Raw genomic sequence first — 19,977 nt, forward strand, 5'->3', positions numbered from 1 at the left:
AACGATCTTCTGGTGAGCTGTCGCTCCAGTACCCGCTGGTAAGGAGCGAAGGGGTGGTCATGGCCGTACCTCCAGCACCCACCGACCAGGAACTCGACGTCTACATCAGGACCCGCTACGCCCTGCTCGGCATCGACATCTCGGTACTGCCGGAGAACGATCCGGCGGCACCGATGGACCAGGAACGGGTCTTCGCCTCGGCCCGCAGCGTCATCCGGCAGGACCCGGTCATCGCCGCGTACCCGACCGACCAACAGGCCGACGTGCCGACGTTCTACCCCGTCCAGCTCGCCCAGTGGACGGGAGCGCTCGATGACTGAACTGGCGCCGTACCGGCCCGACCGGATCGCGGACGGCACCGGGCAGCCGCAGGACCTCACCGTCGACCGGCGCTGGTTCATGTCCCGGATGGCCGGCGTCTGGGCCGCCGCGGCGTCCGCCGGTGCGGCCGGTGGCGCCCTGTTCGCGGCCACCCCGGCCGGCGCGACGCCGGCCCGGACCGCGACCGGTCGCCCCGGACCGGGTACGCCCAGGGACTGGTGGGACGGCGCGCTGGCCCGGACGATCCGCCCCGAGGCGCTGGCCGACCCGACCGAGCTGACCATCGGCGAGGCGGCTGCCGCGTTCCGACGCAAGCTGATCAAGCCGGTGGACCTGATGGCCGCCTACCTCGACCGGATCAACCGTTACGAGGCCCGCTACCAGGCATTCCTCTGGCGACGGCCGGACGCACAACTGCTCGACCTGGCCCGCCGCACGAAGATCCACAGTGGTTCGACGGCGCTGGCCGGCATCGCCACGGCGGAGAAGGACAACTACTACACCGCCGGCATCCCCACCACCGCCATGTCCCCGGTCTACCAGGGATTCGTGCCCGCGTACGACTCCACCGTGCACGCCCGGCTCAGGGACGACGGGGCGATCATGATCGGCAAGGCGGCGATGGGCCCACTCGCCTCCGGTCGGGCCCGGTTGCCCGACGGCACCGCCACCACCTACAACGCCTGGACCCCCGACGACATCCGGTACAGCCCGAGCGGATCGTCCGGCGGCACCGCCACCGCGGTCGCCGGCCGGCTGGTCACCTCCGGCACCGGCACCCAGACCGGTGGCTCGATCACCTCGCCGTCCAACGCGCAGAACCTGACCGGCCTCAAACCGACCTTCGGCCGCGCCTCGTTGTACGGCATCGTGCCGCTGACCATCACCCACGACCACCCCGGCCCGCTGGCCCGCGACGCCATGGACGCCGCGATCATGCTCCAGTCGGTGGCCGGTCCGGACCCGAACGACCCCCGTACGCTGGGTCTGCCGGAGGTGCCCAACTACATCAGGGCGGCCGGTGTCTACCGCTGGAAGGGGCGGATCCGGGTCCGCTGGGAGACCACCCTCGGCTACCCACCCGACTACCTCACCGGTGCCAACGCGGAAACCAGGCCGCTGCGTGAGGCGATGCTCGCGGCGATGGAGACGGTCGGCGTGCGCGTACGGGAGGTGCCGTACCCGGACGGCTGGACCGAGCTGACCGGCACCGTGACCAGCACCTCCGGCGAGGGCACGAACCTGTTCCTGCCGGCGCTGCAACGCGACGTACGGCTGTTCGCCGACCGACTCACCGGTTTCCTCAACGGCCAGTTCCGCAGCGCCGACAGCTACCTCAAGGCGATGGAGGCGCGTTACATCCTGCTCAAGCGCACCCTCGACCAGTTCTTCGGCCGGTGCGACGTACTGCTGATCGGGACCGCCGTCGACCGGATCGGGCTGCCGATGATGGCGTTCCCGTACGGGCTGGGGGTCGACCAGGCGACCGGGCTGACCGTGCCCCGGGGCACCACGATCGCGGCACCGCCATTCGGGGAGGAGCGGCTGCTGGCGGTTGTCGCGGCGTACCAGGCGGTCACCGACCACCACCTGCGTCGCCCGCCGGACCCGTCCGGTCCGGTCGGCGCCGGGGCGCGGGTCGCCGCACCGTACCGGGTGCCAGCCGACTACGACGCCACCGAGGAGAGCTGAGTCCGACGGTGACGGACCGACCGGTGTGGCGTACTCGCGGCGCACCGGTCGGCCCCGCCGGTCGACCGTCCCGCTTCGATAGCATTCCGCTCTGGCGGCGGCACCGTGCCGCGACCGGCCGGGAGGCGACCATGGCACGTGACGCGCTGGTGTTCGACTACCTCGACCGCCGTCCCGAGATCGATGCGGCGGCCTGGGTGGCCCCGGGCTGCGCGGTGATCGGCTCGGTCCGCCTGGCCGCCGGCGCGAGCATCTGGTACGGCTCCGTGCTGCGGGGCGACACCGAGCAGATCACCATCGGGGCGGACAGCAACATCCAGGACGGTTGCGTGGTGCACGCTGATCCGGGCTTTCCCACCACGGTCGGTGTCGGTGTCTCGGTCGGGCACCGCGCCGTCCTGCACGGCTGCGTGATCGAGGACGGCGCACTGGTCGGCATGGGTGCGGTGGTGCTCAACGGGGCCCGGATCGGGGCCGGCTCGCTGGTCGCCGCCGGTGCCGTGGTGCTGGCCGGCACGGTGGTGCCGCCAGGTTCCCTGGTCGCCGGGGTGCCGGGCAGGATCCGCCGCTCGCTGACCGATTCGGAGCGCGCCGACCTGCGGCGCACCGCAGAACAGTACGTCGAGCGCAGCCGTTCGCACGCCGCGTCGGCCGGACCACGGCAGGACCCGGCCGGCTAGCACCACAACGATCCAGTCCCTGACGAACATCCTCGACGCGTTGGTCCCGCACGGCGACGACGTACGGGTGAAGTCCGCGTTGATCATGGTGGTCGGCGGCCATCGAAGGCTGGTGGTCGGTGGCCCGCCGACAACGCGACGCGAGCGGAGGGTCGCCGCCCCGGCTCACCCCTTGGTCGCGATTGCCGCGATGGCGGCGTGTGGCCGGTGGGTGCCGTCGGCGGGCCGTTGTAGGCGCTCAACCTCTGTGAAGCCGGCTCGTGCCAGTCGTTCGGAGAACTCGTCGACCGGCCAGCGATAGGCGGTCACGACCTTGTGGTCGAAGGCGGCGACCTCGTCACCTACGAAGAGACCGAGCACCAATGCCCCGGCCGGGGCTATCACCCGCCGGAACTCGGCGAGCACCCCGTCGAGGTCCTGCGGTGGTAGATGGATCAGCGAGTACCAGGCCAGGATGCCGGCGATGGAGTGGTCGGCGACGGCAAGACTCTCGATCGACCCGAGTTGGTAGCTGCCGCTCGGGTGGGTTGCCCGCGCGTGCGCGATGAACTCGGGAACCAGGTCGATTCCGGTCGCGTCGGCGCCGAGTGAGCGAAGGTAGTCGGTGATGTGGCCGGGCCCGCAGCCCAGATCGAGCACCGGGCCGGGGCGGCCCGCCAACTGGCGACCGATGAGGGCGAGGTCGTCGGCGTGTACCTGCTGCCTCGTACCGAACAGCTCGATGTAGAGCCCCGCGACGGACGCGTACGCCTGCCGAACCTGATCAGTGTCCACCGGGCGACTATATGGGCGCGGATCGGCGGAGCGGACCGGGGCCGGCGTGGGTACGTGCGGCGATCCCCGCAGTAGGTGATCTCGGATCTCCTGAGCGGGAAGTAGAAGTTCCTAGCGCAGCTCCGCGATCCTGGCCCGGATGTTGGCCGGGGACACGGGATGGCCCGGCCCCTTACTGAGGGCTCGTAGAACGCCGCGAGGGTGCTCGTTGGCACGGGGGCGTCCAGCCAGCTCAGGTTGAGGCACGTGTGGAGGGCTGATTCGACGTGGACAACCCGGTGTGGGCGGGCCGCGCGACGTGCTGGCCGGAACTTAGGTCACTGATCGCGAAGAAAATCCACTTCGTCCAAAATCTGCCTATCTGAACCTACAACCCCTCTCATCTGATTAATCGGTCGGATACGCTACGAATCACCTGATCGGTGACCGAGTGTCACTCGTGCATTACTTTGGGTGTATCTGGGCGGCTCTCTGGAGGGGTCATGAGCAACAACCGGCGGCTACGGCGAGGGTCGAAGCACGGCCGTGCCGCGTCCGGGCTGAGCTCCGTCCTGCTGGCAGTCGGGATGACGGGTGGACCCGCGGCCGCAGCGCAACCGGTGGAAGCGAAACCGCCCGCCCAGGGCGCGCACATCGGTACGCCCGGCCCGTTCGGCCAGTACGGCGGCTGGCCGTTGTCCTGGTCGCCTCTCCGCAACGACGGCGGTGGACCTGACGATTCGGGCGACCACCACCCAGGGAGGACACCGGACTACGGCCCGCAGGGCTGGCAGGGCCCGTGGGGCTCGAAGGGTTCTAAAGGTCCTCAGGGCCCCCAGGGCGACGTGGGCGCTCAAGGCCCCCAGGGAATCCAGGGTGCCCAAGGCGTTCAGGGAGTTCAAGGCACCCAAGGCCCGCAGGGTTCACAAGGTGTTCAGGGTTTCCAGGGTGATGTGGGTGCTCAAGGCTCCCAGGGCGTTCAAGGTGCTCAGGGTGTTCAGGGTCCTCAGGGAGTCCAGGGTGTCCAGGGAGTTCAAGGCGCTCAGGGCGACACGGGCGCTCAAGGCTCGCAGGGTGTTCAGGGCTCCCAAGGCGCTCAGGGTTTCCAGGGTGATGTGGGTGCTCAGGGCCCCCAAGGCATTCAGGGCTCCCAGGGCGATGTGGGTGCTCAGGGTCCTCAGGGTGTTCAGGGTCCTCAGGGAGTCCAGGGTGTCCAGGGAGTTCAAGGCGCTCAGGGCGACACGGGCGCTCAAGGCTCGCAGGGTGTTCAGGGCTCCCAAGGCGTTCAGGGATTCCAGGGTGATGTGGGTGCCCAAGGCCCCCAGGGTGTCCAGGGTGTTCAGGGCTCCCAGGGCGATGTCGGTGCTCAGGGTCCTCAGGGAGTCCAGGGTGTCCAAGGAGTTCAAGGCGCTCAGGGCGCTCAAGGCCCCCAGGGGGTTCAGGGCGCTCAAGGGTTCCAGGGTGAGCAGGGCGACGTAGGCGTCCAAGGCCCCCAGGGCACGCAAGGCGTCCAAGGCGACGTGGGTCCCCAGGGTGTTCAAGGTGCTCAAGGCTCACAGGGTGCTCAAGGCTTCCAGGGTGTTCAAGGCTTCCAGGGCGACGTGGGTCCTCAGGGCCCCCAGGGTGTCCAAGGTGCTCAGGGCGATACGGGCGCTCAAGGCTCACAGGGTGCTCAAGGCCCACAGGGTGTTCAGGGCTTCCAGGGCGATGTGGGTGCTCAAGGTCCCCAGGGTGTCCAAGGTGCTCAGGGCGATACGGGCGCTCAAGGCTCACAGGGTGCTCAAGGCCCACAGGGTGTTCAGGGCTTCCAGGGCGATGTGGGTGCTCAAGGTCCCCAGGGTGTTCAAGGTGTTCAGGGCACTCAGGGAATGCAGGGTGCCCAGGGGATTCAAGGTGCTCAGGGCGACGCGGGCGCTCAAGGCTCACAGGGCGCTCAAGGCTCACAGGGCGCTCAAGGCTCACAGGGCGCTCAAGGCTCACAGGGCGCTCAAGGCTCACAGGGCGCTCAAGGCTCACAGGGCGCTCAAGGCTCACAGGGCGCTCAAGGCTCACAGGGCGCTCAAGGCTCACAGGGCGCTCAAGGCTTCCAGGGCGACGTGGGTCCTCAGGGCCCCCAGGGTGTCCAAGGTGCTCAGGGCGATACGGGCGCTCAAGGCTCACAGGGTGCTCAAGGCTCACAGGGTGCTCAAGGCTCACAGGGTGCTCAAGGCCCACAGGGTGTTCAGGGCTTCCAGGGCGATGTGGGTGCTCAAGGTCCCCAGGGTGTTCAAGGTGTTCAGGGCACTCAGGGAATGCAGGGTGCCCAGGGGATTCAAGGTGCTCAAGGCGACATGGGCGCTCAAGGTGCTCAAGGCTTCCAGGGCGCTCAAGGCTTCCAGGGCGTCCAAGGTGTTCAAGGCTCACAAGGCGCTCAAGGCTTCCAGGGTGCTCAGGGTGACGTAGGTGCCCAAGGGGTTCAGGGTGCTCAAGGTTTCCAGGGCGCCCAGGGCGACACGGGTGCGCAAGGCACCCAGGGTGTCCAAGGCGCCCAGGGTGCGATGGGTTTGCAGGGCGTACAGGGACCGCAGGGGGACACGGGCGCGCAGGGATTGGCGGGCAATGGGATCGAGGCCGCGTACATTCAGGGTCCGCTGACCGTGATCGCGGACACCCCCGTCAATTTCGGGTGCCAGGCCGGAGACCTTGCTGTCGGAACCGGATATCAGCTCGCGAATGCGGGCGTCAACCCGGTGCTGATCCAGCCGCTCTCGGCCAGTGGCTACCAGTTCACCTTCACCGGTGGAGGTGCCGACATCTGGGTGTCCTGCATCTCACTCACCACGCCGGTGATGTTGAGAGCTCCGGCCAACACGTCGGGCCGGGCGACGGCCGACAGTAGCAAGTCCAGCCGGCCGAACGGTAAGCCGAAAAGCCCCGTTATCGTCGAGGAGGAAAAATGAGTACGCGTCAGATCTTCGGGTCACTCGCCTGTGGTGCGGTCCTGCTGACCGGGGTCACGGCATGCAGCGAGGAGCCTGCTGACAAGCCGAAGACGAGCAGTTCGGGCAGCAGCAACAGCGACAAGGCGAATGGCGCCCCCAACACCGAAACCCCACCGGCGGAACTGCTGAATCTCGGTGTCGAGCAGGGGCAGGCCGGTGACTTCGACGCGGCGAAGGCGACCTTCGAGAAGGTGCTGGCCGCCGAGGCCAGCAACAAGTTCGCCTGGTTCAACCTGGGGTTCATCGCCCATTCGCGCAACCAGTCCGACGAGGCGGTCAGCAACTATGACAAGGCGTTGGAGGCCGACGCCAACTACAAGCCGGCCCTCTACAACAAGGCCATCGCCCTGGAGAGTAAGGCTCCGACGACGTCGATGGACATCTACCGCAGGGTCGTGTCGATCGATGACAAGTCGTCAACCGCCTACCTTCGCCTGGGCATCCTGCTGTCCCAGTCCGGTGACGACAAGGGGGCGCGGGACGCTTTCAGGGCGGCGGTTCGGCTGGACAGCGGGCTCACCTCGGCGGTTCCGGCGAAGTACCGCGCGGGCCTGACCACTCCGTCCTCCGCTCCTGCGGACAGGTGATCGGTGCAATGCGTACGCCGCGTGTGACGGTTTTCACGGGGAGCAACCGTACCCGTTTCATCGACGAATGTTTCCGATCACTGGTCGCGCAGACCTTCACCGACTGGGAATGGGTGGTCATCCTGAACCAGGGGTCTCGTTGGCGGCCCGAGCGGCACGACGATCGGATCCGGCTCCTCGTCCAGGACAACCTGAACGGCGTTGGCGCCGTGAAGGGGTACGCCTGTGCCGAGGCGGCCGGGGACATCCTGGTGGAGCTTGACGACGACGATCTGCTCAGCAGCGACTGTCTGCAAGAAATTGTCGACGCCTTCGACGCCAATCCGGAGGTGGGGTTCGTCTACAGCGACACCGCGCAGATCCAGGAGGACGGCGGCCGCTGCGAAGACCGGTTCGCGAGTTCGTTCGGCTGGCGGCACTACGACGAGAGGGTGGACGGCCGCGAGGTGCTGGTCTGTCGGGCGTTGCCGCCGACGCCGCACAACGTGAGCTACATCTGGTACGCGCCGAACCATGTGCGGGCCTTCCGCCGGGACATCTACGAGAAGGTCGGCGGGTACGACGAGTCGCTCGACGTCGCGGACGACGCCGATCTCATGGCTCGGATCTACCAGGTGAGCGAGTTTCACCACATCCAGAAATGCCTGTACCTACAGCGCATCCACGGCAAGAACACGCAGCGCATTCCGGACGTCAACGCCCGCATCCAGCAGCGTACGGTGGAGATCTACGACCGGAACATCCAACAGAACGTGCTGACCTGGTCGCGGCGGCAGGGGCTCCTGGCACTCGACCTGGGTGCGGCCCACGGCAAGCCGGAGGGCTATCTCGGTCTGGACTACCACGACGGGTCGGGTGTGGACCTGGTCTGCGACATCACGAAGGGCGTCGACCTGCCGGACAACAGTGTCGGGGTCATTCGGGCGGTGGACTTCCTGGAACACATCCCGGACAAAATCTCACTGTTCAACGAGTTGTACCGACTGCTCGCCCCGAACGGGATGCTGTTGTCGCTGACCCCCAGCACCGACGGCCGGGGTGCCTATCAGGATCCGACGCATGTGGCGTTCTACAACGAGAACTCGTTCTGGTACTTCACGGATGCCAACTACTCTCGGTTCGTACCCGAAATCAAATGCCGGTTCCAGGCGTCGCGGTTGGTCACGTACTTTCCGAGTGAATGGCACCAGACGCACAACATCCCGTACGTCTCCGCGAATCTCATCGCGATCAAGGACGACGCCCAACGCAACGGCGGCCTGCTGAACATCTGACCTCACCCGGCGAGCAGTCGGGCGTGGGTCTCGTCGTCCGGCGCCGGTACGGTTGCCGACCGCCCGGCGACGGCCCGGCGGATGGCGAGCCAGGCGGCACCGGCCGCCCCGTCCCCGGCCAGCACACCGGGTCGACCCAGCCAGGCAGCCAACCGTTGCTGGACACCGGCCCGGATCTCCGGCACCCCGGCCAGTACGCCACCGGCGAGCACCACCGGTCCGGGCGCCGGGTGCAGTGAGACCAGGGTGTCGGCCAGCCGGCGCGACGCGGTCTCCACGATGTCCAGGGCCACCGGGTCGCCGGCCCGCGCGCACTCGGTGACCGCCGGTGCGATCGCCGCGACCCGGTCGCGGCCGAGTTCGTAGAACCGGGTCACGAACGCGTCCGGCTCCCTCGCGCCGACCCGCCGGCAGACGGCCCGGACCAGTTCTCCCCGCTCGGCCTGTTTGTCCTGGTAGAGCGCTCGGGCGGTGGCCCTGGCGGCGGTCAGGCCGAGCCAGTAGCCGGAGCCCTCGTCGCCGAGCAGCCAGCCGAGGCCGTCGGCGATCCGGACCACGGCGCCCTCCCGGACGATCGCGGCTACCGCGCCGGTGCCGGCGATCAGCACCGTGCCGGTGTCGGCCGGGGTGCCGGCGGCGAACGCGACCACGGCGTCGCCGACCGGCCGCATCGGACAGCTCAGCCCGGCCCGGGACCACTGGTCGGCGTAGCCGGCGGCGACCTCGGGATCGTCCAGGCGCGACACGCCGGCCAGCCCGACCACGCCGCCGACGATCCGGTCCGGGTCGTGGCCGGTGAGCGCGGATCGGATCGCGGCGCCCAGCGCGGCGGCGGTGTCGGCCGGATCGGTGGTGATCGGGTTTCCGGCGCTGGCCCGACCCCGGCCCACTGTCCGGCCGTCCAGGGTGGCGAGGACCGCACGGGTCGCGGGTGCCACCGGCGTCGGCGCCGAGCACGAGGGGAGTGGTCACGTGCCGATGGTGCGGGCCGGCGGGCGTCCACCACAAGGGGATCGATCGAAAAAGTTAAACCTATTGACGTACGCGGCACAGTGGTCATAGTTTTTCTCACCAACACGTACCGGTGAAAGGAATGTTGATGGAGGAGAGCGGACTGCTGGGCCGGGTGCGCACCGAGCTGAGCGCGCTGCCGGTCGCCCTACAGCGGGTCGCCGAGCAGATCCTGATCGCCCCGGAGGAGGCCGCTCGGGCGACCATCATCGACCTGGCCGAGCGGGCCGGCACCTCCACCGCCACGGTCACCCGGTTCTGCCGGGTGTTCGGCTACCGTGGCTACGCCCAACTGCGGGTCGCCATCGCCACCGAGACCGGGCGGGCCGCCCAGGCCCGGTGGGACACCGACATCGACCGCGAGCTCGGTCCCGACGACCCCCTCGACCACCTGCTCGAAGTCGTCGCCAGTGCCGACGCGCGGGCCATCCAGGACACCGCCGGCCAGGTCGACCTCGCCGCCGTCGACCGGGTCGCGGCCGCCGTGGCGCAGGCCCAGCGGGTCGACCTGTTCGGCTTCGGCAGCTCCGGCAACGCCGCGCGGGAGATGGCCTTCCGGTTGGAACGCATCCGGATTCCGGTCTGGCACCGCGCCGACGCGCACAGCGCGCTCACCAACGCCGCCCTGCTCGGCCCCGGTGACGTCGCGATCGGACTGTCGCACAGCGGGCGTACCCGCGAGGTGATCGAGGTGCTGTCCGAGGCCGCCGACCACGGCGCGCTCACCGTCGCGGTCACCTCGTTTCCCCGCTCGCCGCTGGCCGAGGTCGCCGACGTGGTCATGACGACCGCCGTACAGGAGACGACGTTCCGGCTGGCCGCGCTCTCGGCCCTGCATTCGCAACTGCTGGTGCTCGACCTGATCTACGTCGCGGTCGCGCAGCGGACGTACCAGCGGACCACCGAGGCGTTCGAGGTCACCGCACGGGCCGTCGATGCCCACCGGCTGCCGGACGAGTCGCAACGGGCGGCCCGTCGACGCGTCAAAACCACGGAGGGGTCATGACCACCACCACCATCAGCGCACCGGCCTACGTCGACGTCGTCACCGCGGCGATCGGCCGGGTCACCCGGACCCAGGCCGGCGGCGTACGGGCCGCAGCCGACCTGATCACCACGGCCCTCGACCAGGGCGGGGTGGTGCAGGCGTTCGGCTGCGGGCACTCCGAGGCACTGTCCATGGAGATCGCCGGGCGGGCCGGGGGACTGGTGCCCACCAACAGGATCGCGCTGCGGGACCTCGTCCTCTACGGCGGCGCCGACCGGGCCGTACTCGACGATCCGTACCTCGAACGAAACCCGGCGGTGGCCCACCGGCTGTACGAGCTGGCCCCGGTCAAGCCCGACGACGTCTTCGTGCTCACCTCCAACTCCGGCGTCAACGGCGTCATCGTCGAGTTCGCCCTGCTGGTCAAGGACCATGGCCACCGGCTGATCGGGATCACCTCGCTCGACCACACCGCGCGGGTCGAGTCGAGGCACCCGTCGGGACGGCGACTGGCCGACATCGCCGACGTCGTACTCGACAACGGCGCGCCGTACGGCGATGCCGCCCTGCCCCTCCCCGGCGGCGGTGCCGTCGGGGCCATCTCGTCGATCACCGGAGCGCTGCTCGCCCAGCAGATAGTCACCGAGGTCGTCGCGCGCCTGCTCGACGCCGGCCAGACCCCGCCGATCTACCTGTCGGCGAACGTGCCCGGTGGCGACGCCCACAACAACGAACTAGAGGCGCGGTACGCCGGGCGTATCCGACGCACCGCCTAACAGAAGGCGAGGCCGCCGACATGGACCCCTCTTCCACCCCGGTCGTACGCCGTCCCAACCGACGCACCCTGCTCCGGGCCGCCACCATCGGGCTGGCCGCCCCGGTCCTGACCGGCTGCGTGACCGGTGCCGGTGACGAGAGCTCCACCAGCGCCAGGAGCGAGACCAGCGCCGACAACCCGCTCGGCGTACCCGAAAAGGCCCCGCTCGAAGTGGTCGTTTTCAAGGGCGGGTACGGCGACGACTACGCGATCAACGCCGAGAAGCTCTACGAGCAGCGGTACCCCAGTGCGACGGTCGACCACAAGGGCATCCAGAAGGTCGGCGAGGCGTTGCAGCCCCGGTTCGTCGCCGACACCCCGCCGGACGTGGTCGACAACACCGGCGCCGGCCGGCTCGACCTCGCCACCCTGGTCGCCGCGAAGAAGCTCACCGACCTGACCGAGCTGCTGGACGCGCCGTCGCTGCACGACCCGACCCGCAAGGTACGCGACACCCTGCTGCCGGGGGTGGTCGAGGATGGCACCCTCGACGGGAAGGTGTACTCGCTGAACTTCACCTACACCGCCTGGGGGCTGTGGTACTCCAAGCCGCAGTTCGACCGGCACGGCTGGACCTACCCGAGCACCTGGGACGGCATGCTCGCGCTCTGCGCCGAGATCAAGAAGGCCGGCATCGCGCCCTGGACGTACCAGGGTAAGTATCCCGAGTATCTGAACGATCCGCTGCTCACGATGGCGGCCAAGGCGGGCGGACCGGACCTGGTCAAGGCCGTCGACAACCTCCAGCCCGGCGCGTGGAAGCAGCAGCCCCTGCTCGACGCGGCCACCGCCGTCGCCGAACTCGCCGGCCGGGGCTACCTGCTGTCCGGGTCCGAGGCGCTGTCGCACACCGAGGCACAGGCCGCCTGGTCGCAGGGGAAGGCGGCGATCATTCCGTGCGGGTCGTGGCTGGAGGCCGAGCAGAAGGGCGTCACCCCGGACGGCTTCGACATGGTGATGGCCGCCGTACCGACGCTCGGCGCCGGTGACAGGCTGCCGTACGGTGCCCTGCTGGCGGCCAGCAGCGAGTCGTTCCTGGTGCCGGCGAAGGCGAAGAACCCGCGCGGCGGGCTGGAGTTCCTCCGGATCCTGTTCTCCCAGCCGGCCGCCCGCAGGTTCGCCGAACTCAACAGCACCCTGCCCAGCGTTGCCGGGGCCACCGACGGCCTGACCGTCAGTAGTGGACTCGGCTCGGTCCGCGCCGCCGTCGCGGCCGCCGGGGCGAACACCTTCACCTACCGGTTCCGCACCTGGTATGCCCCGCTGGCCAAGGCCGTCGACGACGCCACCGGCGAACTCGCCACCCGCCGGGTCACCCCGGCCCAGTGGGCCGACCGGATCCAGCGGGCCGCCGACGCGCTGGCCAGGGACACCACCGTCGCCAAGTACACCCGGTAGGGCGGGTCATGGCAGCCATGCGGCACGGCAAATACCGGTTCCTGGCCGGCGCGATCCTGCCCGGGCTGCTGTTGTACGCGGTGTTCGTGCTCTCCCCGTACGCGCAGGCGTTCTATCTGTCCCTGACCGACTGGACCGGGGTGTCGGGCGAGGTCGGCTTCGTCGGGCTGGACAACTTCCGGCGGCTGCTCGACGACCGGCTGTTCCTGTCGGCACTGCGCAACAACGGGCTGATGCTGCTGGTCGTACCGTTGGCCACCATCCTGCTCGGTCTGCTGCTCGCCGCGTTGGTCAACTTCGGCGGTCGGCGCGGCAGCACGGGACTGGCCGGGATCCGGGGCGGCGAGTTCTACAAGATCGCGTACTTCTTCCCGCAGTTGCTCTCGCTGCCGATCGTCGCCGTGCTCTGGCAGTTCGTCTACCACCCCAACGAGGGACTGCTCAACGGCTTCCTGCGTGCCGTCGGCCTGGACGCGCTGGCCCACGCCTGGCTCGGTGACCCCGCGTTGGCGCTCTCGGCGGTGATGGCGGTGCTGGTCTGGTCGTCGGTCGGCTTCTACATGGTGCTGTTCTCGGCCGCGATGGAGTCGATCCCGCGCGACGTGCTGGAGGCGGCCGTGCTCGACGGCGCCGGCCGGCTCGCCACCCTGCGCCGGATCATCGTGCCGCTGCTCTGGGACAACGTCCAGGTCGCGTTCGTCTACCTGGGCGTACTGGCCCTGGACGGGTTCGCGGTGGTGCAGGTGATGACCGCCGGTCCGGGCGGACCGGACGGTGCCACCGAGGTGATCGGGCTCGGCCTTTACCGCAGTGCCTTCACGTACGGCAAGTTCGGTTACGCCGCCGCCATGGGCGTGACCCTGTTCTTCCTGACCCTCGCGTTCGCCGTGATCGCGCTGCGGGCCAGCCGACGGGAACGGGTGGAACTGTCATGACCGCGGTCGTCGACCGGCCGGCGCGACCGGCCACCCGTGCCGAGCGGACCGATTCGTCGCCCCGGTCCGGGCGGGCCGGTGACGTCGCCGCCCACCTGTTCCTGGTCGGCTGGGCGGTGCTGGTCACCGTGCCGCTGCTCTGGGCGGTGGTCAGCTCGCTCAAGACCGACCGGGAGATCCTGACCAGCCCGTGGACGCCACCGGCCCAGCCGCAGTTTCACAACTGGTCCCGGGCCTGGACCGAGGCGTCGATCGGCTCCTACTTCGTCAACAGCGCGATAGTGGTCGGCACCGCACTCGTCCTGACCATGCTGCTCGGCTCGCTGGTGGCGTACGCGCTCGCCCGCTACACCTTCCCCGGCAATCGGCTGCTCTACTACCTGTTCGTCTCCGGCATCCTGTTCCCGGTGTTCCTCGCCCTGGTGCCGCTGTTCTTCGTGGTCAAGCAACTCGGGCTGCTCGGCACCTATCCGGGGCTGATCCTCGTCTACACCGCGTACGCGCTGCCGTTCACCGTGTTCTTCCTGCACTCGTTCTTCCGTACGCTGCCCACGGCGATCGCCGAGGCCGCCTTCATCGACGGCTGCTCGCACGCCGGGGTGTTCTTCCGGGTGATGCTGCCGTTGGCCCGGCCGGGCCTGGTCAGCATCGGGATCTTCAACTTCCTCGGGCTGTGGAACCAGTACCTGCTGCCGCTCGTGCTCAACCCCGACCCCGACCGGTACGTGCTCGCCCAGGGCCTCGCGGCGCTGTCGGTCAGCCAGGGCTACCGCAGCGACTGGAGTGGACTGTTCGCCGGTCTGACCATCGCGATGCTGCCGGTCCTCGCCGCGTACGTGCTCTTTCAGCGCCAGATCCGCTCCGGCCTCACCGCCGGTGCGGTGCGGTAGCGCCCGCTTCCGCCTCGCCGCCGGGGCGGTGAGGTGACGCCCGCCCGGCTCTCCCGTCCGGCACCGCCACGGCCGACGACCGTCGTCCGGCCGTACCCATCCTTTGATCCATTGTGAGGAGACCCCGTGTCCACGAAACCCACCGTGAGAAGTCTCGCGGCCGGTGCGGCGGCCGTCCTGGCCGCCGGAACGCTCGCCGGCATCACCGCGACCGCGTCCGCCGGCACCGCCCCGGCCGGCGCCCCCGCCATCGCCGCCAACTGCGGCGTGCTCTTCGACGACTTCGCCTACTCGTCGTCGTCCGACCCGGCGATCGCCGCCCGCAACTGGACCGTACGCACCAACTCCGGCGGTCCGGGCGTGCCCGGCGCGGCCTGGCCGGCGGCGAACGTCAGCTTCCCCACCGACGGCGGGCAGAAGGTCCTCCAGCTCACCGCCAAGACCGACGGTACGGCCGGCGGCACCAGCCACGCCGAGTTCTTCCACCAGCGCAAGTTCTTCGAGGGCACCTACGCCAGCCGGGTCCGGTTCACCGACGCGCCCACGTCCGGCCCGGACGGTGACCGCCTGGTCGAGACGTTCTTCACCATCACCCCGCTGGACCGGCCGCTCGACCCGAACTACGGCGAGATCGACTTCGAGTACCTGCCGAACGGTGGCTGGGGTGAGCAGGGACCGATCTTCTACCAGACCACCTGGGAGACGTACCAGAACGAGCCGTGGCAGGCCGACAACACCCACACCGCCCAGCGGACCAGCTTCAACGGCTGGCACGACCTGGTCTTCACGGTCGCCGACGGCCGGGTGAAGTACTTCGTCGACGGCGTGCAGGTCGCCGACCACGGGGACCGCTACTACCCGGAAACCCCGATGTCGATCAACTTCAACCTGTGGTTCATCGACCTGCTGGGTCGTACCGGCACCGGGCTCGCGACGTACATCCAGCAGGTCGACTACCTCTACTACGCCGACCGGGAGGTGATCAGCACGGCCGAGGCGCGCAACCGGGTCACCGCGTACCGCACGGCGGGCACCAGCCACGTCGACACGGTGGGCGCCGGTGGCACCTGCACCACCACCCCGCCGACGACACCGACCACCCGCCCGCCGACCACTCCGCCGACCACCCGGCCGCCGACCACTCCGCCGACGACCGCACCGCCGGCCAACTGCGCCGCCGCCCCGGCCTGGGACTGGGGGACCGTCTACCTGGAGGGTGCCCGAGTGAAGCACAACGGGCGGCTGTGGCAGGCCAACTGGTGGACCCAGGGCTCCGAGCCCGGCCTGACCGCACAGTGGCGCGACCTCGGTCGCTGCTGACATCCGTACGTCCGGCGGGCTCGGTTGCGCCGACGGCGGCGCGGGCTCTCCCGTCGTACCGGGTGGTGGGACCCGGTCGACGGGAGAGCCCGTCAGCGTGGAGGTGGGGCGTCTACCGGCCGGCGCCGAAGGTGTCGCAGGCGGTCGGGTCACCGGTGTCGAAACCCCGGCGGAACCACTCCTGGCGTTGGGCCGAGCTGCCGTGGGTGAACGCCGACTCGTCGATCCGGCCGCCCGAGCGTTCCTGGATGGCGTCGTCACCGATCGCGGCGGCGGTGTCCAGACCCTCCTGGATGTCCTGGTCGGAAATGCTGGTGAAGATCTTCTCGCCCCGTTCGTCGGCGGTTCCGGTGGCGTTCTTCGCCCAGGCGCCCGCGTAACAGTCGGCTTGCAGTTCGAGTGCGACCGACAGTTCGTTCGCCTGCCCCGGATCGCGAGCCTGTTGCTTGCGCAGTTGCGCCTCGGTACCGAGCAGGTCCTGCACGTGGTGGCCGTATTCGTGGGCCAGCACATAGGGCTGGGCGAATTCGCCGGTCGCGCCGAGTTGTTCGGCCAACTGGCGGTAGAAGCTCAGGTCGATGTAGACAAGATCGTCGGCCGGGCAGTAGAACGGGCCGACGCCCGAGTCGGCCGCACCGCACCCGGTGTTCACCGCCTGTTCGAAGAAGACCGTGTCGGACTCGGTGTACGGCTTGTCGAACTTCTCCGGCATCGTCCGCTGCCACCAGGTCTGGATCGAGTTGACGTACAGCGTGTTGCGGCAGTCGAGCTGTTGCAGCGCGTCGTCGGCCGAGCACCGCTGTTCGATCGCGGTGTTGTCGCCCTGCTCGTCGCCGCTGGTCAGGGCGTTGAGCCCAAAGCCGCCGCCGACCAGCGCGACCAGCACGGTGACGATGACGCCGACCAGGCCGCCGCCACCGCCGAGGGAGAATCCGCCCGACCCGCCCGATCCACGTCGGTCCTCCACCTGGCTGGTGTCGATCTCCGCGTTCTCGTTCAGTTCCATCAGGACTCCAGTTCGACGGGGACGGCACTGCCGACATGTCCGGATCTGCACTGGTGTGGCGGGGCTGAATCCGGATGGCGATGCGATACCCCGACGCCCTGATCGGTAATCCCGGTGCGAAAGCCCCGGGTCGTCGAGGCGGTATTCGGCCCGGTCGCCGACATGCTAGATTCCGCGCGTCCTTGTCCTCCTTCCGCGACGGTCCTCACGGTCGTCGCGCCCCCGCTGCGAAAAGCGCCGGTGGCTGGCGTCGGGCAGCGGGACGGCCGAGCAGTGGTGGCCGACAATACGCCGAAGGTGATGAATCAGCGCATGACGAGAACACCCCACACAGTTGTCATCGGAGCGGGCCCGGCCGGCCTGACCGCGGCATACCAGCTGACCAAGCGCCAGGCTTCGGTCGAGGTGTTCGAGGCCGACGACCAGGTCGGTGGGATCAGTCGCACGGTGGAGCGCGAGGGCTGGCGTTTCGACATCGGTGGGCACCGGTTCTTCACCAAGGTCTCGTCGGTCGAGGCACTGTGGCACGAGATCCTGCCGGACTCCGACTTCCTGCTCCGGCCTCGGATGAGCCGGATCCACTACCGCGAGAAGCTGTTCGACTACCCGCTCAAGGCCGGCAACGCGCTGGGCAACCTCGGGGTGTTCGAGGCGGCCCGCTGCGTCGGCTCGTACCTGTGGGCCCAGGTCCGGCCGCCGAAGGACCAGAGCCACTTCGAGGGCTGGGTCACCGCCCGGTTCGGCAAACGGCTCTACTCGATCTTCTTCAAGACCTACACCGAGAAGCTGTGGGGCATCCCGGCGACCGAGTTGCAGGCCACCTGGGCGGCCCAGCGGATCAAGAACCTGTCGCTGGCCAACGCGGTGGTCAACGCCCTGATGCCGAAGCGGAACCAGAAGGACATCACCAGCCTGATCGAGGAGTTCCAGTACCCGAAGTTCGGCCCCGGCATGATGTGGGAGCGGGCGGCCGAGCACGTGGCCAAGGCCGGCGGGGTGGTCACCCTGAACACCTGGGCCAGGACCGTGCACCGCGAGGACGGCCGGGCGGTCGCGGTGACCGTCGCCGACGCCGACGACGAGCGCCGGGTCGAGGCCGACCACGTCGTGTCGACCATGCCGATCTCCGAGCTGATCAAGGTGATGGACCCGCCGGCCCCGGACGACGTACGGGCCGCCGCCGACGCGCTGCGCTACCGCGACTTCCTCACCATCGCCCTGGTGGTTCCGGAGGAGGCCGGCTTCCCGGACAACTGGATCTACGTGCACACCCCCGGTGTACGGGTCGGCCGGATCCAGAACTTCGGCTCGTGGTCGCCCTACCTGGTGCAGGACGGGTTCACCTGCCTCGGTCTGGAGTACTTCGTCAACGAGGGCGACGACCTGTGGGAGATGGCCGACGACGACCTGATCAAACTCGGCACCGAGGAGTTGGAGCGGCTGCGGCTGGTCACCTCGGGTGCGGTCAGCGCCGGGTACGTGGTCCGGATGCCGAAGGCGTACCCGGTCTACGACGAGGGCTACGAGAACGCCGTCGACACCATCCGGCACTGGCTCGCCGAGGCGGTGCCGAACGTGCACCCGGTCGGCCGCAACGGCATGCACCGCTACAACAACCAGGACCACTCGATGCTCACCGCGATGCTGACCGCGGAGAACATCCTCGACGGCACCACCCACGACGTGTGGCAGGTCAACGTCGAGGAGGAGTACCACGAGGAGAAGGGCTCCGCCGGATCCGGGTCGTCGGGTTCGGGTGACCACGGCACCGGGCGGGCCGCTCCCGTGCTGCCGAAGCAGCCGGCGCGGTGACCACGCTCGCCCCCGAGCCGCCCGCCCCCCGGTTGGAACGACTGCGGGGCTGGACCATCGGCCGGTTGGGGCGACTGCCGGGTGACGCCGGCCATCTGCTGCGCCGGCACTGGGTGCTGGTGCTGCTGCTGGTGGTCGGCGCCGCCCTGCGCGTGGTGGTCATGATCGGTTACAGCCCGGCCCTGTGGTATCAGGGCGACAGCCAGAGTTACCTGGGGTTGGCCTACTCGCACCAGCCCGGCAGCGTCCGACCGTACGGCTACAGCTTCTTTCTCAGCCTGCTGGTGGAGCTGCACTCGGTTCGGCGGATCATAGCGATCCAGCACCTGATGGGACTCGGCATCGTGGTCGCCGGGTACGTCTTCCTGCAACGCCGAGGGCTGTCCCGGCTGGTCTCCACCGTCGCCGTCACGCCGCTGCTGCTGGACGCCCGTACGGTTTCGGTCGAACACTTCCTGCTCGCCGAGACGCTGTTCACCTGTCTGCTCCTGACCGGGATGCTGGCGCTGACCTGGCGGCAGGCCCCCGGCTGGCTCGGGGTGCTGGTGGCCGGTGGGGCGTTCTCCTCGGCCGCGCTCACCCGCTCGATCGGGCTGGCCGCGCTCGCGGTGCCGGTGCTCTACCTGCTGCTGCGCCGGCTGAACTGGCGCCGTACGGGTGCCTTCCTCGTGGTCGTCGCGATCGCGCTCGGCGGTTACCTGGTCTGGTACCACAGCTACCACGGGCAGTACTCGTTCGGCACGTACGGATCCCGCTTCCTCTGGTCGCGGACGACAACCTTCGTCGACTGCGACCAGCTCGACCTGACCGCCGACGAGCGCCGGCTCTGCCCCGACCAGCCACTCGGCCGGCGACTTCCGCCGGACCTGTACCTGTGGGGCGAGGGCAGCAAGGCCGAGTACACGCAGATGCCGGACGCGGTGTTCGGTAGCTTCGCCAGCAAGGCGATCCTCGCCCAACCCGGTGACTTCCTGGAGACGGTCGCGCTGGAGACGTGGCGGGCGATCCGACCGGGGCCGTACCCGAACGAGCGGGTCGCCTGCGTCGCGAGCATCTGGGACTTCCCGGTCAGCGGAGACATGAGCTGCGTGCCGTACCTGGCACCGGAGAACCCGGCCGTACGCCGCTTCGCCGGCCTCTCCGGCGAGTACGACCACCCGCTGATGGGCCCGCTGCACCGCTACTCGAAGGTGGCGACCGTACCGACGACCGGGGTGGCGCTCTGCTTCCTGCTGGTCCTGGTCCTGGCCTGCTACCGCCCCCGGGCGTCGACCCTGCGGGACCATCTCGACCCGCTGGCCTGGGTCGTGCTGGCGTTCGGCATGATCGTCGGGAGCGTGGCCACGTCGGCGATCGACCCCCGCTACACCGTTCCCTCGCTGCCCCTGGCGGTGATCGGGGCGGCGCTGGCCTGGCGACGCTTCCAGGTCGTGCGCCGTACGCCGACACCGGTCACCACCGTCGAGCCCGCCGGTGACGGTACGGTGACGCCGACCGGTTAAGGCTGACCCG

At 69.2% G+C, this 19,977-nt stretch carries 19 protein-coding genes; 16 read left to right on the plus strand and 3 right to left on the minus strand.

Annotated features, from left to right (window positions below; all coding sequences use genetic code 11):
• Nucleotides 1–59 precede the first annotated feature (59 nt).
• The 3 genes from OG792_RS12540 (at nucleotide 60) to OG792_RS12550 (ending at nucleotide 2,693) form a co-directional block, all read left to right on the plus strand.
• Nucleotides 60–320 (plus strand): hypothetical protein, encoded by a 261-nt coding sequence (locus tag OG792_RS12540; protein WP_329109598.1) that lies wholly within the window; start codon nucleotides 60–62, stop codon nucleotides 318–320.
• Nucleotides 313–2,013: an amidase gene (locus OG792_RS12545; protein WP_329109599.1), complete on the plus strand. Its 1,701-nt coding sequence runs from the start codon at nucleotides 313–315 to the stop codon at nucleotides 2,011–2,013. The genes OG792_RS12540 and OG792_RS12545 overlap by 8 nt, the downstream gene beginning before the upstream one ends.
• 131 nt (nucleotides 2,014–2,144) lie before the next feature.
• Nucleotides 2,145–2,693 carry a gamma carbonic anhydrase family protein gene (locus OG792_RS12550; RefSeq protein WP_329109601.1) on the plus strand — a complete coding sequence of 183 codons (549 nt, stop codon included), beginning with the start codon at nucleotides 2,145–2,147 and terminating at the stop codon, nucleotides 2,691–2,693.
• Between the two features lie 165 nt (nucleotides 2,694–2,858).
• Here OG792_RS12550 and OG792_RS12555 read toward each other — a convergent pair whose 3' ends face one another.
• Nucleotides 2,859–3,467 (minus strand): class I SAM-dependent methyltransferase, encoded by a 609-nt coding sequence (locus OG792_RS12555; RefSeq protein WP_329109602.1) that lies wholly within the window; start codon nucleotides 3,465–3,467, stop codon nucleotides 2,859–2,861.
• An 855-nt stretch (nucleotides 3,468–4,322) separates the two neighbouring features.
• Between OG792_RS12555 and OG792_RS12560 the strand changes: the two genes are divergently transcribed.
• From OG792_RS12560 to OG792_RS12580, 5 genes are all read left to right on the plus strand, one after another.
• Nucleotides 4,323–4,925, plus strand: a complete 603-nt coding sequence (locus OG792_RS12560) for a hypothetical protein (protein ID WP_329109603.1) — start codon at nucleotides 4,323–4,325, stop codon at nucleotides 4,923–4,925.
• A 54-nt stretch (nucleotides 4,926–4,979) separates the two neighbouring features.
• Nucleotides 4,980–5,888 carry a hypothetical protein gene (locus OG792_RS12565; RefSeq protein WP_329109604.1) on the plus strand — a complete coding sequence of 303 codons (909 nt, stop codon included), beginning with the start codon at nucleotides 4,980–4,982 and terminating at the stop codon, nucleotides 5,886–5,888.
• 95 nt (nucleotides 5,889–5,983) lie between these two features.
• Nucleotides 5,984–6,385: a hypothetical protein gene (locus OG792_RS12570; protein ID WP_329109605.1), complete on the plus strand. Its 402-nt coding sequence runs from the start codon at nucleotides 5,984–5,986 to the stop codon at nucleotides 6,383–6,385.
• Nucleotides 6,382–7,014, plus strand: a complete 633-nt coding sequence (locus tag OG792_RS12575) for a tetratricopeptide repeat protein (RefSeq protein WP_329109606.1) — start codon at nucleotides 6,382–6,384, stop codon at nucleotides 7,012–7,014. The genes OG792_RS12570 and OG792_RS12575 overlap by 4 nt, the downstream gene beginning before the upstream one ends.
• An 8-nt stretch (nucleotides 7,015–7,022) precedes the next feature.
• The gene (locus OG792_RS12580) at nucleotides 7,023–8,288 is read left to right on the plus strand and encodes a glycosyltransferase (protein WP_329109608.1); all 1,266 of its coding nucleotides are present in this window, start codon (nucleotides 7,023–7,025) and stop codon (nucleotides 8,286–8,288) included.
• 2 nt (nucleotides 8,289–8,290) lie between these two features.
• Here OG792_RS12580 and OG792_RS12585 read toward each other — a convergent pair whose 3' ends face one another.
• On the minus strand, nucleotides 8,291–9,226 hold the full coding sequence (locus OG792_RS12585) for an N-acetylglucosamine kinase (protein ID WP_329109609.1): 936 nt from the start codon (nucleotides 9,224–9,226) through the stop codon (nucleotides 8,291–8,293).
• A gap of 161 nt (nucleotides 9,227–9,387) precedes the next feature.
• Here OG792_RS12585 and OG792_RS12590 point away from each other — a divergent pair, with 161 nt between their 5' ends.
• The 6 genes from OG792_RS12590 (at nucleotide 9,388) to OG792_RS12615 (ending at nucleotide 15,647) form a co-directional block, all read left to right on the plus strand.
• The gene (locus tag OG792_RS12590; protein WP_329109611.1) at nucleotides 9,388–10,305 is read left to right on the plus strand and encodes a MurR/RpiR family transcriptional regulator; all 918 of its coding nucleotides are present in this window, start codon (nucleotides 9,388–9,390) and stop codon (nucleotides 10,303–10,305) included.
• On the plus strand, nucleotides 10,302–11,063 hold the full coding sequence (locus tag OG792_RS12595) for an SIS domain-containing protein (protein ID WP_329109613.1): 762 nt from the start codon (nucleotides 10,302–10,304) through the stop codon (nucleotides 11,061–11,063). Before OG792_RS12590 ends, OG792_RS12595 begins: the two co-directional genes overlap by 4 nt.
• A 20-nt stretch (nucleotides 11,064–11,083) precedes the next feature.
• Nucleotides 11,084–12,502 carry an N-acetylglucosamine/diacetylchitobiose ABC transporter substrate-binding protein gene (gene ngcE / locus OG792_RS12600; RefSeq protein ID WP_329109615.1) on the plus strand — a complete coding sequence of 473 codons (1,419 nt, stop codon included), beginning with the start codon at nucleotides 11,084–11,086 and terminating at the stop codon, nucleotides 12,500–12,502.
• 8 nt (nucleotides 12,503–12,510) lie between these two features.
• Nucleotides 12,511–13,437 (plus strand): carbohydrate ABC transporter permease, encoded by a 927-nt coding sequence (locus OG792_RS12605; protein WP_329109616.1) that lies wholly within the window; start codon nucleotides 12,511–12,513, stop codon nucleotides 13,435–13,437.
• Nucleotides 13,434–14,327, plus strand: coding sequence for a carbohydrate ABC transporter permease (locus OG792_RS12610; RefSeq protein ID WP_329109617.1), 894 nt, complete (start codon nucleotides 13,434–13,436; stop codon nucleotides 14,325–14,327). Before OG792_RS12605 ends, OG792_RS12610 begins: the two co-directional genes overlap by 4 nt.
• Before the next feature lie 126 nt (nucleotides 14,328–14,453).
• Nucleotides 14,454–15,647 carry a carbohydrate-binding protein gene (locus tag OG792_RS12615; protein WP_329109618.1) on the plus strand — a complete coding sequence of 398 codons (1,194 nt, stop codon included), beginning with the start codon at nucleotides 14,454–14,456 and terminating at the stop codon, nucleotides 15,645–15,647.
• A gap of 112 nt (nucleotides 15,648–15,759) precedes the next feature.
• Here the strand turns inward: OG792_RS12615 and ypfJ are convergent, their stop codons facing one another.
• Nucleotides 15,760–16,653 (minus strand): KPN_02809 family neutral zinc metallopeptidase, encoded by an 894-nt coding sequence (ypfJ, locus tag OG792_RS12620; protein ID WP_329109620.1) that lies wholly within the window; start codon nucleotides 16,651–16,653, stop codon nucleotides 15,760–15,762.
• Between the two features lie 312 nt (nucleotides 16,654–16,965).
• Here ypfJ and OG792_RS12625 point away from each other — a divergent pair, with 312 nt between their 5' ends.
• Both OG792_RS12625 and OG792_RS12630 read left to right on the plus strand, forming a co-directional pair.
• Nucleotides 16,966–18,465 carry an NAD(P)/FAD-dependent oxidoreductase gene (locus OG792_RS12625; RefSeq protein ID WP_329109621.1) on the plus strand — a complete coding sequence of 500 codons (1,500 nt, stop codon included), beginning with the start codon at nucleotides 16,966–16,968 and terminating at the stop codon, nucleotides 18,463–18,465.
• Entirely contained in the window at nucleotides 18,462–19,967 is a 1,506-nt protein-coding gene (locus OG792_RS12630) for a hypothetical protein (protein ID WP_329109622.1), read from the plus strand. Before OG792_RS12625 ends, OG792_RS12630 begins: the two co-directional genes overlap by 4 nt.
• Nucleotides 19,968–19,977 lie beyond the last annotated feature (10 nt).

The organism is Micromonospora sp. NBC_01699 (assembly GCF_036250065.1).
In the GTDB taxonomy this organism is placed as follows: Bacteria; Actinomycetota; Actinomycetes; order Mycobacteriales; family Micromonosporaceae; genus Micromonospora_G.